Annotated in this window: 13 protein-coding genes; 3 read left to right on the forward strand and 10 right to left on the reverse strand. The window is 68.4% G+C overall.

All coding sequences use genetic code 11. The features are described 5' to 3' along the window. The first annotated feature begins 41 nt into the window (after positions 1–41). Positions 42–206, forward strand: coding sequence for a hypothetical protein (locus AC07TU_RS06060; protein ID WP_495187025.1), 165 nt, complete (start codon positions 42–44; stop codon positions 204–206). Here AC07TU_RS06060 and AC07TU_RS06065 read toward each other — a convergent pair. The 6 genes from AC07TU_RS06065 to AC07TU_RS06090 all read right to left on the reverse strand — a co-directional run bounded on the left by AC07TU_RS06065 (position 203) and on the right by AC07TU_RS06090 (position 8,388). Next, entirely contained in the window at positions 203–1,711 is a 1,509-nt protein-coding gene (locus tag AC07TU_RS06065; RefSeq protein ID WP_495187026.1) for a helicase HerA domain-containing protein, read from the reverse strand. The genes AC07TU_RS06060 and AC07TU_RS06065 overlap by 4 nt on opposite strands. A gap of 204 nt (positions 1,712–1,915) precedes the next feature. Beyond that, a complete protein-coding gene (locus AC07TU_RS06070; protein ID WP_495187027.1) occupies positions 1,916–2,770 on the reverse strand; it encodes a dienelactone hydrolase family protein in 855 nt (284 codons plus the stop codon). A 2-nt stretch (positions 2,771–2,772) separates the two neighbouring features. After that, positions 2,773–4,506, reverse strand: coding sequence for a gamma-glutamyltransferase family protein (locus AC07TU_RS06075; protein WP_495187028.1), 1,734 nt, complete (start codon positions 4,504–4,506; stop codon positions 2,773–2,775). Between the two features lie 136 nt (positions 4,507–4,642). Continuing rightward, entirely contained in the window at positions 4,643–5,953 is a 1,311-nt protein-coding gene (locus AC07TU_RS06080) for a dicarboxylate/amino acid:cation symporter (RefSeq protein ID WP_495187029.1), read from the reverse strand. A 179-nt stretch (positions 5,954–6,132) separates the two neighbouring features. Continuing rightward, a complete protein-coding gene (locus AC07TU_RS06085; RefSeq protein WP_495187030.1) occupies positions 6,133–7,350 on the reverse strand; it encodes an FAD-dependent oxidoreductase in 1,218 nt (405 codons plus the stop codon). Positions 7,351–7,491: 141 nt separating this feature from the next. Beyond that, positions 7,492–8,388, reverse strand: a complete 897-nt coding sequence (locus AC07TU_RS06090; protein WP_495187031.1) for a LysR family transcriptional regulator — start codon at positions 8,386–8,388, stop codon at positions 7,492–7,494. 119 nt (positions 8,389–8,507) lie between these two features. Between AC07TU_RS06090 and AC07TU_RS06095 the strand changes: the two genes are divergently transcribed. After that, positions 8,508–9,626, forward strand: a complete 1,119-nt coding sequence (locus tag AC07TU_RS06095) for a GGDEF domain-containing protein (protein ID WP_495187032.1) — start codon at positions 8,508–8,510, stop codon at positions 9,624–9,626. 23 nt (positions 9,627–9,649) lie between these two features. On the opposite strand, the gene AC07TU_RS06100 is transcribed toward AC07TU_RS06095, so the two are convergent. From AC07TU_RS06100 to AC07TU_RS06115, 4 genes are read right to left on the reverse strand one after another with little or no spacing between them, the layout of a single operon-like run. After that, positions 9,650–10,474 carry a phytanoyl-CoA dioxygenase family protein gene (locus AC07TU_RS06100; RefSeq protein WP_495187033.1) on the reverse strand — a complete coding sequence of 275 codons (825 nt, stop codon included), beginning with the start codon at positions 10,472–10,474 and terminating at the stop codon, positions 9,650–9,652. A 1-nt stretch (position 10,475) separates the two neighbouring features. Beyond that, a complete protein-coding gene (locus tag AC07TU_RS06105) occupies positions 10,476–11,417 on the reverse strand; it encodes an aldo/keto reductase (RefSeq protein ID WP_495187034.1) in 942 nt (313 codons plus the stop codon). A 7-nt stretch (positions 11,418–11,424) separates the two neighbouring features. Then, complete coding sequence (locus AC07TU_RS06110) at positions 11,425–11,589, reverse strand: hypothetical protein (RefSeq protein ID WP_495187035.1); 165 nt, start codon at positions 11,587–11,589, stop codon at positions 11,425–11,427. Between the two features lie 56 nt (positions 11,590–11,645). Then, the gene (locus AC07TU_RS06115; RefSeq protein ID WP_495187036.1) at positions 11,646–11,921 is read right to left on the reverse strand and encodes a hypothetical protein; all 276 of its coding nucleotides are present in this window, start codon (positions 11,919–11,921) and stop codon (positions 11,646–11,648) included. Between the two features lie 203 nt (positions 11,922–12,124). Here AC07TU_RS06115 and AC07TU_RS06120 point away from each other — a divergent pair, with 203 nt between their 5' ends. Next, positions 12,125–12,778, forward strand: coding sequence for a DUF1013 domain-containing protein (locus AC07TU_RS06120; RefSeq protein WP_495187037.1), 654 nt, complete (start codon positions 12,125–12,127; stop codon positions 12,776–12,778). The last annotated feature ends 16 nt before the right edge of the window (positions 12,779–12,794 follow it).

The raw sequence follows: 12,794 nt of genomic DNA on the forward strand, positions 1-12,794 counted from the left end.
CGCCTGAGCGCAGCATCCGTCTGGCTCTGGGGGGAGGTGGAATGCGCAACACACTGAATCATAACGCGGCCGGGGCGTTCCACGATGCGGCCCAAGGTGCGGCGACGCCGCGCGCGCCGCGCAGGCTGTTCTGCTATATCGAAGCGATCGCCGCCTGTGGCCTGCTGGTCTACGCGGGCATCTCGCTTTTCGGCCCAGGGGGCTAGAGCAGGCGCGCGCGTTCGGCTGCGCGGACCACCGTTCGTCCTACGGGCGGCGGCTTGGCCGGATCGGGCCAGGATGGCGCGGTCGTCCAGCCGAGATGCGGCAGGCTGACGGTCCGCTTGCCCGACAGGTCGGTGCGCATGACGATCAGCCCCTTTTCCTCGATATGCGCCATCATCCGCTTGGCACGGCCGAGCGAGCTGGTGCCGTAGAGCGCGGCGAGCTGCGCGTCGGACGGGCATGCCTCGTTCGCACGGGCGGCGCGAGCGATGCCGAGAAAGGGCGTCAGCATTTCTTCCGGCAAGGAGGCGGCGAGGGTAAGGGCTTCATCCCAACCCTCCGCGTCGGCGATGCCCGCGCGGGCGAGCGCGAGCGCCGAGCGGAACGCGGCGAGGTCCATGCCCGGCTCGACGCCGCGCATCCGGCAGCGGACGGTGTAGTCCTGGAACACGGTCGGGAGCGGCTGGCGCCCCTCCCCATTGGCGCCTTCGCCCGCAATCTCGGCGAGAATCGCGCGGCGGACCGCTTCCTGCTCGCCTTCTTCAAGCACCGGCATGTCGGGGACCGGCGCGGGCGCGGGGGTCGCGATACTCCGCATCAGGTCCGCCATCGGGACCGGCGCGGGCGGCGGCGGGGGTGGTACCTCCTCCTCTGCGCCGGGTGCGAACAACATGTCGCGCATGTCCTCCGCCGCAGCGGTGGGGAGCGGCATCAGCTTGGGGCTGACCGCCTTTGAGCCGGTCTTCACCTCGCCGATCCTCACGCTGATCGGGCGGCGGGTGATGGCGGGGCCTAGGGCGAGGAACTCGCCGCGGGCGAGATCGCGGATCGTATCGGCCTGACGGCGCTCCATGCCGAGCAGGTCGGCGGCGCGGGCCATGTCGATATCGAGGAAGGTGCGGCCCATCAGGAAGTTGGAGGCTTCGGCGGCGACATTCTTGGCGAGCTTGGCGAGGCGCTGGGTAGCGATGACCCCGGCAAGCCCGCGCTTGCGGCCGCGGCACATGAGGTTGGTCATCGCGGCGAGCGAGGTGCGGCGCGCCTCTTCCGAGACTTCGCCCGCGGCGGCGGGGGCGAAGAGCTGTGCCTCGTCGACCACGGTGAGGACCGGGTACCAGTGCTCGCGCGGGGCATCGAACAGGGCGGAGAGGAAGGCGGCGGCGGCGCGCATCTGGCCGTCGATCTCGAGCCCTTCGAGGTTGAGGACCACCGACGCGCGATGCTCACGCACGCGCATCGCGACGCGGCCGAGCTCGGTCAGGCTGTATTCGGCGGCGTCGACTGCGATATGGCCGAAGGCGTCAGCGAGGCTGACGAAGTCGCCCTCCGGATCGACCACTACCTGCTGGACATAGCCTGCGCTGCCCTCGAGCAGGCGGCGCAGCAGATGCGACTTTCCCGAGCCCGAATTGCCCTGGACGAGCAGACGGGTCGCAAGCAGCTCTTCCAGATCGACGGCAACCGGGTTGCCGCCGCTGTCGAGTCCCATGTCGATGCGGGCAGTCATTGCCGGGTGCTTTGGCGCATCGGAGGGGATGGGGGCAAGGGCGAAGCGATTAAATTCCTCCCCGGTACGGGGAGGGGGACCGCCGAAGGCGGTGGAGGGGCCGCCGCGTAGACGGCGGTGCTTGCTGAGAGCGTTCCCGCCGACTGCGTCGGCGGCCCCTCCGTCATCGCTGCGCGATGCCACCTCCCCGTACCGGGGAGGAATTTACTTCTTCAGCTTCGCCGCCAGGAACGCCAGCACGTCGGTTTCGGTCGCGGCCTTGGCGATGGCATTGGCCTCGACCGACTGACGCGATTTGGTCGGTGTATCGTAGCTGTGGGTCGCACCCTCGAACATGCGTAGTGCGATGTCGTTGCCCTTGGCCTTGCTGCGCTCGACCAGCGACTCGCAGAGCTTGGGCGATACCTCCTCGTCGGCACTGCCCATGAAGACGCGGACGGGATGGTAGGGTTTGTAGCCGTCCTTCTCGAATCGCTTCTTGAGACCGCAGCCGGGGTAAAGCGCGACACCGGCGACGAAACCGATCTTGCGCATGTCGCCGGGCTTGTCGTCGGCCATCGCTGCGAGGGTGGCGCTGGCGCCGTTGGACCAGCCGAGCAAGGCGACGCGGTTGGGGATCACATCAGCGCGCGACTGGAGGAAGCGGAGCGCGCCATAGGCGTGGAGCGGGCGGAAATCGACCTCGTCCACCGCAGCGGGCCGGTCCTTGTAGGTGCCCGCTGCGAACCCGGCAGGGAAGCCGACCGCGCCGAAATCATCGACCATCAGCGCGGCATAGCCGTTCCTCGCCAGCAGCTCTCCCCATGCCTTGTGGCGGCTGGACAGGGTGGAGGCATCGTATTTGCCCTTGGCGAGCGAGGAATAGGCGCCGCCGCGGCCGTGGAGCATCACGACCGCGGGGAGCTTGCCCGGGGCGTTGGCGGGTTTGAACAGATAGGCCTTCACCTGCGTCCTCCCGTCACGGCTGAGGAAGCTGACCTCCTCGACCTTTACCTCCTGCGCGGCGGCGGGGAGAGCGAAGGCCGCGATCATCACCGCGGCGGGAAGCAGGTGGCGCATGGTCATTTCCTCGCAGGCAAAGTGATCGAGCGGGCGACGCCGTCGCGGCGCGGATCGGCGCCGCCATCGAACCCGCCATTGCGGAGCATCACGCCGTGCAGGCCCGAATTCTCGCCCGATCCGCCGCGCACCACCACGCCGCGCTCGGCCATTCCGGCGAGGATGGAGGGGGCGAACTTGCTTTCCTCGCCGTTGAAGCTGGAGCCGCGGGCGACGAGGTTGGGGAGTGCGATGGCGTCGGCGACGGGCATGTTCCACTCGACGATGCCGAGCAGTGCCTTGGACACATAGGCGAGGATCGCATTGCCGCCGGGCGAACCGATCGCGCCGGCGAGGCTGCGGTCGGGGTTGAGGACGATCGTCGGCACCATCGACGAGCGCGGACGCTTGCCGGGCGCGATCGCATTGGGGCCTTCGGGGATGAAGGAGAAGTCCGTCATCTGGTTGTTGAGGAAGAAGCCGTCGACCATACGTCCGCTGCCGAAGATGCTCTCGACCGTGGTGGTCATCGACACGGCGTTGCCCTCGCCGTCGATGACGATGAAGTGCGACGTGCCGGCGACTTCGTTGGTGGCGTCGATGCGTGCGGTGACGGCGCCCGGCGGCGTGCCGGGCTGCGGCGCGGGGCCGGCGCGGTCGCCGATCAGCGCGGCGCGGCTCGCGACATAGGTGGGGTCGAGCATGCCCTTGACCGGGACGGTCGCGACGTCGCCGACATAAGCATCGCGATCGGCATACATGACGCGGCTCGCCTCGGCATATTTGACCCAGGCGACGGGATCATTGGGACCGCGCGTGCCGATATCGGTGCGTTCGATCATCGCCATCAGCTGGAGCAGGCCGACGCCCGAGGAGGGCGGGGGCGGCGCGCAGAGGATGTAGATGCGGTAGGGGTTGCACACCGCGTCCCGCACGTCCGGCTTGTAGCCGGCGATGTCTGCCTCGGTCATGGTGCTGGCGAGATCGCCTTCGCGCAGCCGGGCGATGATGCGGCGGGCGGTCTCGCCCTTGTACATCGCGTCGGGGCCCTGCGCGGCGAGGCGGCGGACGAAGGCGGCATAGGCGGGGTTGCGGAGCGTATCGCCGGTCCTGATCTGCTCGCCGCGCTCATTGCGGAAATAGGCGACCGCGTCGGCGCCGCGTGCCTGCGGGGCGCGGCTGGCGATCATGTCGGCCAGCCGTTCGGTGACGGTGAAGCCCTGATCGGCGGTGCGGATGACGTCGCCGAATAGATCCTTCCAGGCGAGATTGCCGTGCTTTTCCTGCGCCAGTGCCAGCATCCGGACGACGCCGGGGACGCCGGTGGCGCGGCCCGAGACGACTGCGGTGGCGAAGGACAGCGGCTTGCCGTCGGGGCCGAGCAGCATGTCGGGGGTGGCACCGGCGGGTGCGGTCTCGCGGCCATTATAGACGGTGATCCCCTTGGTCTTCGCATCGTAGCGGACCATGAAGGCGCCGCCGCCAAGCCCGCTGCTCTGCGGCTCGACCAGGCTCAGCATCGCCTGCACCGCGACCGCGGCGTCGACTGCCGAGCCGCCCTTGCGCAGCACCTCAAGCCCGGCCTCGACCGCCAGCGGATGCGCGGCGGCGACAAAGGCCTGGCGTTCCTTGGCGGGCGCGGCGGCCGGCGCAACCGGAGCCGGCGCTGCCGCCGGCGGCAGCGCGGCACGCGGCGCACAGGCGGCGAGGCTGGCGAGCGCGAAGGCGGCGAGGAGGGGTTTCATCGGTAGGTTCATCGTTCAATCGCCTTTGCGCCGGGGATGATGGTCACAGGGTTGAGCGGGCGCCGCCCATCGGATCGCGATCCGATGGCCCTTTGCCGCGAACGCCGCAACCATGCGGTGGTTGAAAAGATGGCAATCGGTCTTGCGCTCACACGTCATTGGCCGAGTTGTAGATGTTCACGTCCATCTCGCCCTCCCAGCGCGCGACGGCGGTGGCGATGGCGAGATCGGAGGTGACGTTGGGAACGGTGCGGGTCATGTCGAGGATCCGGTCGAAGGGCAGGACGAAGCCGACGACGAGCGCGGTCTGCTCGGGCGTGATGCCGATCGCGTGGAGTACGGCGGCGAGCACGAACAACGATCCCGACGGTACCGGCGCCACGCCCATGGCGACGATGGTGGTGGTGGCGGCGATCACCAGATAGTCGGCCCATGTCAGGTCGAGGCCGAAGGCCTGTGCCGAAAACAGGGTGAGCATCGCGACATACATTGCGGCGCCGTCCATGCCGATCGTCGCGCCGAGCGGGAGGACGGTGGAGGCGACGGGCTTGGAGATGCCGAGATTGTTCTGGGCGACGCGGATCGCGACCGGGAGGGTGGCCGAGCTGGACGAGGTCGAGAAGCCGACCATGATCGCGTCGGCAATGCCGCGGAAGAAGGGCAAAGGCGACAGCCATGCCATCAGCCGCACGACGATCACGCCATGTATCAGCAGCGTGACCACCGCCGATCCGGCGACGACGCAGATCGCAAGCTTGAGGATCGCGAGGAAGCTTGCCGGGCCGCTGGTACCCATCACCACGGCAATCAGCGCAAAGACGCCGAACGGCGCGGTCTCCATCACGAACCCGACGATCTTGAGCATCACGTCCGACGCGCCGTTGAGGAAGTCGCGCACCGGCTCGGCGCCCTTGCCCGCGGCGATCACGCCTGCACCGACCAGGATCGCGAAGAAGATCACCGACAGCGTCTTGCCGTCCGCCATCGCGCTGACCGGGTTGTCGGGGATGATCTCCATGAACATCCGCGCCGTATCGGGCGGGGTACCCATCGCGCGCGGCACGGCATCGGCAAAGGTCGCGCCGATGCCGGGGCCGATCAGCGTCGCCACGATCAGGCCGGTGGTGACCGCGAGCGTGGTGGTGAAGACGTACATGGCGAGCGTCTTCACGCCGATGCTGCCGAGGCGCTTGGGATCGGCGAGCGCGGCGACACCTGCGGCGATGGTGAGGAAGACGAGCGGCACGACCAGCATGCGGATCAGCCGCACGAACAGCTCGCCGATCCAGGCGATGGATGTGGCGCCCGGTCCCCAGGCGACCCCGGCGATCGCGCCGAGCACCAATGCGCCGAGGATGCGCTTCCAGAGGGCAACGCCGAACCACCAGCCAAGCGCGCGATGGAACGGGCGCAGCTGGGCGCTTGGGGCGATCGGCTCGGGGGGCGTCGTCTCGGTCATCGCGCAACTCCGGTCAGTCGGGACGGCTGGAACGGGACCAGCCCAGGTCATCAACGGCGTTTGGCGAAACAGGATGCATGTGCGGCGCGACAGCTGAAGACCCGGCCGGGAGAGCTGCGGCTGATTCGGTTTTCATCGTCGCTTCCCTCCCTCTCAGTGTCCGCCGGGCCTGTGCGGCGTCAGGCGGTTCCCTCGATGATCTGCGCGACCCGTTCCGCCGATCCCGCGGCATAGGTCCAGCCAAGGCCGCCATGCCCGGTATTGGCGATCACGCCGGGGGCAATGGTCCGCGTGATCGGCAGCGAATCCGGGGTCATCGGACGCAACCCCGCCCAGCTCGATTCGATCCTGTCATAGTCCGCCGCCTGGGGCAGCGCCGCGCGTGCGCTGTCGGTCAATGCTTTCAGCCGATTGGGCTCGACGCGCGTATCGCGTCTGCCGACTTCGGCGAGACCGGCGATCCGGATCCGGTTGCCCAGCCGGGCGAAGACGACGCGATTGGCGACGTCGGTGATGCTCGCATGGGGTGCGGCGGCACCCGTTGGGGCGGTGATCGAATAGCCCTTCATCGGCTGAACCGGGAGGTATACGCCCAGGCTGCGCGCGAGCCGCGGTGCCCCGGGGCCCGCGGCGAGGACGATACGATCGGCCGGGACGCGGGTGCCGCAGCGGGTGACGATCGCGGGCTGGCTGCCCTGCGTCTCGATCCGTTGAACCGGAAGATCGAACATCGAGCTGCCGCCCGCGCGGATCAGCGCTTCGTGCGCGCTGGTGCAGAAGCGGTGCGGATCGCCGACTGCTTCGCCGGGCGTGTGCAGCGCGCCGGCGATCTCGTCGCGCACCGGCGCGAGCATCGGTTCGAGCGCGACGGCGGCATCCGGATCGAGCAACGTCTGGGTGATGCCGTTGGCACGCTTGAGCGCGACCATCGTTTCGGCCGCGGCGAAGGAGGCGGCGGTGCGGTAGATATGGATCTTGCCCGGGACGCTCTGGCCGTATTCGAGCGCGTAGCGTTCGGTCAGCTGGTCGAGCGCAAGTCGGGACCGGGCAGCGAGCGCCAGGCCGGCCAGCGTGTTGCGGCGGAAGCTGTCCGCGCTGCAATTGCGCAGGAAGGCGATGCTCCAGCGCAGATAATCCGGGTCGAGATGCGGCTGGAACCGCAGTGCCGGATCGAGGCCGAGCAGGATGCGCGGGATCTGGCGCAGCACCGAGGGGCTCGCCAGCGCATCGGTATAGGCATAGCTGAGCTGCGCGCCATTGGCGAAGGACGTGCCGAGGCCGGGGCCGCCGGCACCGTCCACCACCGTCACGCGGTGACCGCGCCCGGCGAGCGTCAGCGCAGTCGCCATGCCGACGACACCGGCGCCGAGCACGATGATCTCCTCGCGACGGCTCATCGATCATGCCGGTTCAGGATGGTCGATCGAAACAGGCTGCCTACTCCCCCGCGCATCGTCCTTGCGACGGCGCGGCAGAAAGATGGTCGCTCCGCCGCGACGTGCGAAGTCCGGAATCGATCCGCTTCCCATAGCCGGGAGTTATGGCTGGCGGCGGCTCTCGACCAGAGTGTTCTCGAGCGTGCGCAGGAACAGCCGCGCGACGCGCGAGGGCTGGCGTTCTTCCAGCGCCGTCCAGGAAATGGTGAAGCGCAGGGGCGGATCGGTCGGCAGCCAGCGGAAGCCCGGCGCGGCCCAGGCGCGGGCGGTAAACTCGTCGATCACGGTGACGCCGCCTTCGAGTTGGGCGAGCCGCGCGGCAATGAAGAAGGTCTGGACCGACACGGTCTCACGGAAGACGAGCCCGCGTTCGCGCGCCGCGCGGGTCAGCACGTCGCCGATCGGGCCGGTGGCGGCGACGCCGATCACGTCGCGATCGGCAAGCAGATCGAGCGGAAAGCGGCTCCCGGTGGGCGCGAACATCCCGTCGGGATACAGCACCACCAGCTCGCCCTCGGCCAGAACCTGATGCGTCAGCCGCGGATGCGGGGGCGGGGTATAGGCGATCGCCAGATCGATCTCGCGCCCGATCAGCGAGCGGACGAGATCGTCATGGTGGTGGGTATGCACCTCGAACGTCACGCGCGGCCATTCGCGGCGGAACTGCGCCATCGCCTGCGGCACCACGTCGAGCGCGAGACTGGGCACAATGCCGAGCCGGATATGGCCGCCGCCCGCCTGCGCCAGATTGCGCGCGGTCTGCTGCAGCGTGTCGAGCCGCTCGAACAGGTCGCCTGCTTCGCGCATCAGCGCATGCGCCTCGTCGGTCGGGATCAATCGGCCGCGCGAGAGCTGGAACAGCGGGATGCCGAGGCTGTCCTCGGCATGGTGGAGCGTCTTCGAAACCGAGGGTTGCGAGACGCCGAGCGCGCGGGCCGCGGCGCTGATCGAACCGTGAAGATAGACGGCGTGGAAGACTTCGAGCTGACGGAAACGCATCGCGCCATCTTAAGGGGCGGGGCGCCGGGAGCAATGACCTTGGCGCAAAAGCAGCGTGGCGAACGCTACGTTAACCCCGTGTCGTTACCGTAGCGGAACGGAAGCAGCCGGAGGACGGTTTGGACGGCGACCTTAAGTACAGCTTGCCGCGCTGGCGCGTGATGAACTGGCTCACCCGCACCGGCCGTCCGGTGAGCCGGGCGATTCACGTCGCGCAGGTGAGCACGCTCTACAGTTCGCTGGCGATCTTCTATTCCGCCGCGCTGGCGACGTTGATGTGCGCCGCCGCGATCTGGTGGCGGCATCAGACGCCGCTGTTCGCGATCTGGCTTGGGCTGGAACTGGGAACGATCGGGCTGCGGATCGCGCTGCTCAACCGCGACAGGCGCGCGGCGCGGCGTGGCGCGGCGACCGGAACCGATCTGTATCTGCTGATGACGGCATTGTGGGCGGCGACGCTGGGCTATGGCGCGGCGATCACGACGTTGAGCGGCGACTATGCCGCAGCGATCGTGGTCAACATCGCCACCGCGTGTATCGCCGGGGGCATGAGCATCCGTTATTTCGGCGCACCGCGCTTCGTGCTGCTGGTGTGCAGCGCCGCGCTGGGGCCGATGGCCGTTGCGGCGGCGTTCGCGGGCGATCCGGTGCTGTTTGTTACCACCATCCAGGCGCCGCTGGCGCTGTTCAGCATGTCGCAGGCGGCAAAGCGGCTCAACGGCATGATGATCGCGACGATGGAAGCTGAAGCAGCGCATGCCCATCGCGCAGCACACGATCCGCTGACCGGGCTGCTCAACCGTGCGGGGTTCATGCACGCAGCCGCCGGGCGCAGCGGCGTCGGCGGGACGCTCTTCTACCTCGACCTCGACGGGTTCAAGCCGGTCAACGACTGTCACGGGCATGAGGCGGGCGATCAGGTGCTGCGCGAGGTTGCGCAACGGCTGGTGCGGCTGGCGGGCCGGCATGGTCAGGCCGCGCGGCTGGGCGGCGACGAGTTCGCGCTGCTGGCGCCGGTGCTCAGCCCGGAAGGCATCGAGCGGTTCGGCGCGCGGATCGTCGAACGGATCGCGGCCGAACCCTTTGTCCTCGACGGTGTCGCGGCGCGGGTCGGGGTGAGCGTCGGCGCGGCGGCAATGGGCGAGGACGATGTGATCGGCGACACGCTGCGCCGGGCCGACGTCGCACTCTATGGCGCGAAGACGCGCGGCGGCGGGCGGGTGCGGCTGGCCGCCTGAAGCGTCAGCCTGACGGGTTTTGCCTAGACATAATGAGGGTCGGGATCCTCGCGCAGCTCTTCATAGTGGACCAGCGCGGGTTCGGGGCCGAGCGGAACGGGCTTGCCGTCGCGGAACGCCCATTCGCCGCGATCGCAATCGGCTGCGGCGACATAGCCGTTGATGTAGAGTCGGCGCTGGTGATCCGCGCGGTTCCGGCCGGAGCCATGGACCAGATAGGGGTTCCACAGCGCGACATCGCCCGGATCGAGGACGAGATCGACGACCTGTGCAGGATCGATTCCCGCGGCAATGAGGGCGTCGTCGCTCATCTCGGTGCCGAGCACCTCGGTCGAGGTGTCGAGATCGAGCGACCCCGCGGCGTGGCTGCGCGGGATGAAGCGCATCGCCCCGCTTTCCGGCGTGTGCGGATCGATCGCGAGCCCGGTCTGGATGTAGGAGGTGCCGAGGTTGCGATAGACGCTGTCCGGCTTGCGGAAGCGCGAATCCTGATGCCAGGCGAAGTCGCCGAGCGAGCCCGGCGCCTTCCAGTGCAGCTGGTTGATGATCTGCTTGAGGTCGGCGCCGATCAGCGGCTCGAGGATCGCAAGATAGCGCGGGTCGAGCCGGACGGCGTTGAGCGCGGCGTTGTGGTAGGACGGCCACTGGACCATGCGGACCAGCGGCGTTCCGTCGGCATCGGGCGCGACATTGTAGAAGAGATTGCCGTGGCGGAAGCTGCGGCCGTGTGCGACGCCCTCGGCGTGGATCTGATCGACCGCGGCAGCGATCGCCGCGACTTCATCCGGTGCAAAGACGCCCCGGACGATGGCATAGCCCTGTTCCCGGTACGCGGCGACATGATCCATTCTAGACTCCAGATGCGGTGAGCCGGTCGAGCTGGTCCTGTGAGAGTTCGAGGTCCCAGCCGGCGATCAGTTCGTCGAGCTGGGCGATGCTGGTGGCGCTGGCGATCGGCGCGGTGACGCCGGGCTGCGCGGCGAGCCAGGCGAGCGCGATCTGCGAAAGCGACGCGCCGGTTTCCGCGGCGACGCCGTCCATCGCCTCGAGGATCCTGAGGCCGCCCAGATCGATCGCCTGATTGATGCGGCCGGCGCGCGCGGCGTCGCCGATGTCCGCGGCGCTGCGATACTTGCCGCTGAGAAAGCCCGAGGCGAGACCGAAATAGGGGACCACGCCGATATTGTGCGTCACGCACAGATCCTGGCGCTCGCCTTCGAATCCTGTCCGGACGAGGAGGTTATATTCGGGCTGGAAGACATGATAGTGCGGCAGGCCTTCACGCGTTGCGATATCGAGTGCCGACTTGAGCCGGGCGGCGGTGAAGTTGGACGCGCCGAGGTTCCGGATCTTGCCCGCTTCGATCAGCTTGCCGAACGCCGCCAGCACCTCTTCCTGCGGCGTGTCGGGATCGTCGAGATGCGCGAAATAGAGGTCGATCGTCTCGACGCCGAGGCGGCGGAGCGACGCGTCGCACGCCTCCGCGATCTTGTGCGGGGCGAGCCGGGCGTGGCTGTCGCTGCTCAGCATCCCCATCTTGGTCGCGATCTGGACCTTGCGGCCCGAACGCTTGAGCCACTCGCCGATGATCGCCTCGGACTCGCCGCCCTGATGCCCGGGCACCCAGCTGGAATACATGTCGGCGGTGTCGACCAGCGTGCCGCCCGCATCCGCGAACCGGTCGAGCAGCGTGAAGCTGCGCTCCCGGTCAGCGGTCCAGCCGAAGACGTTGCCGCCGAGTACCATCGGCGGGGTCGAGATATCGGTTGTGCCTAGCCGTCGCATGTTCATCCTCCCCTCACTGTTTCTCGGGTTCGGATTTGTCCGGATCAGTTGCGTTGATGTCAAGCATGTCGGCGGCGGCGTTGAGCTGTGCCGCCTCGTCGCGGGTGACGCCGGTGGCATCGTCGGCCGAGTTGCACGCGGCGAGCAGCGCCAGCGGAAGGAGGAGCAGGGCACGCATCACGGAACCTCGATCGGGCAGGGGGACAGGCGGGGCCGCGACGGCGGCCCCGAAGCTTATTTCTTGAGTTCGTCGCCTGCGGCCTGGACGGCGTTGCCGACCTTGTCCGCGCCTTCGTTCATGCTGTTGCCGATGCTGTCCGCGGTGTTCTGCGCGTCGCCGAGCGCGCCTTCGGTCGCTGCTTTGACGTCCTGCTCCGCCGCCGACATGGTGGCGTTGACGTCGGCACCGATCGCGTTGGCTGCCTCGGCGGCCTCGTTCTTCGCCTTGTCGCTGCAGGCGGCGAGGCCAAGCGCTGCGGTGAAGGCGAGGGGAAGAAGGGCTCGTTTCATGCGGATTCCTCTCTGACGTGGCGGGAGCCTGTTGGCGGACCCGGCGCAACCCTATGGTCCCGCACCGCGAGGGGCAAGGTTTGAGCGGTTGCGGAGGACGATATGCCCCAAGACGCTTGCCTCTGGCGCCCCATGCGCCTAAATCGGCAGGTATGAACGGCCGCCCGATGAGGGCGGCCCTTATTGTTTCTGGAGACTTTGACGTGGCCCAGCCGCTCATGCCGCACGCGACCGCTTCCTGGCTGGTCGACAACACCGCGCTCTCGTTCGAGCAGATCGCCGAATTCTGCGGCCTGCACATTCTTGAGGTGCAGGCGATTGCGGACGACACCGCCGCGACCAAGCTGACCGGCCGCGATCCCGTCCGCGCGCACGAGCTGACGATGGAGGAGATCGAGAAGGGCCAGGCCGATCCCGACTACCGCCTCAAGATGAGCAAGGGCCCCGAGCAGGTCCGCCGCACCAAGGGGCCGCGCTACACGCCGGTGTCGAAGCGCCAGGACAAGCCCGACGGCATCGCCTGGATCATCCGCAACCACCCGGAAATCTCGGACGGCGCGATCGGCAAGCTGATCGGCACCACCCGCAACACCATCGCCGCGATCCGCGATCGCAGCCACTGGAACATCGCCAACATCGTGCCGAAGGACCCGGTGACCCTGGGCCTGACCAGCCAGCGCGAGCTGGACGCTGCGGTTTCGAAGGCGGCGAAGGCCGCGGGGATCGAGGCGCCGGTGGACACCCGCCTGGAAGGCGACCGCGAGGCGCTGATCGAGCAGCTGCGCGCCGAGCGCGATGCCGCGTCGCGCGAGCCGGGCGAGGCGGAGCCGACGCCGGACAGCATCTTCCGTAGCTGATTCGCTTTTCCATTTT

This window comes from Sphingomonas sp. GW821-FHT03E12 (assembly GCF_059420685.1).

Coding starts and splice junctions, on each gene's coding strand:
- AC07TU_RS06060 (WP_495187025.1), top strand. CDS start 42: ATGCGCAACACACTGAATCATAACGCGGCCGGGGCGTTCCACGATGCG.
- AC07TU_RS06065 (WP_495187026.1), bottom strand. CDS start 1,711: ATGACTGCCCGCATCGACATGGGACTCGACAGCGGCGGCAACCCGGTT.
- AC07TU_RS06070 (WP_495187027.1), bottom strand. CDS start 2,770: ATGCGCCACCTGCTTCCCGCCGCGGTGATGATCGCGGCCTTCGCTCTC.
- AC07TU_RS06075 (WP_495187028.1), bottom strand. CDS start 4,506: ATGAACCTACCGATGAAACCCCTCCTCGCCGCCTTCGCGCTCGCCAGC.
- AC07TU_RS06080 (WP_495187029.1), bottom strand. CDS start 5,953: ATGACCGAGACGACGCCCCCCGAGCCGATCGCCCCAAGCGCCCAGCTG.
- AC07TU_RS06085 (WP_495187030.1), bottom strand. CDS start 7,350: ATGAGCCGTCGCGAGGAGATCATCGTGCTCGGCGCCGGTGTCGTCGGC.
- AC07TU_RS06090 (WP_495187031.1), bottom strand. CDS start 8,388: ATGCGTTTCCGTCAGCTCGAAGTCTTCCACGCCGTCTATCTTCACGGT.
- AC07TU_RS06100 (WP_495187033.1), bottom strand. CDS start 10,474: ATGGATCATGTCGCCGCGTACCGGGAACAGGGCTATGCCATCGTCCGG.
- AC07TU_RS06105 (WP_495187034.1), bottom strand. CDS start 11,417: ATGAACATGCGACGGCTAGGCACAACCGATATCTCGACCCCGCCGATG.
- AC07TU_RS06110 (WP_495187035.1), bottom strand. CDS start 11,589: ATGCGTGCCCTGCTCCTCCTTCCGCTGGCGCTGCTCGCCGCGTGCAAC.
- AC07TU_RS06115 (WP_495187036.1), bottom strand. CDS start 11,921: ATGAAACGAGCCCTTCTTCCCCTCGCCTTCACCGCAGCGCTTGGCCTC.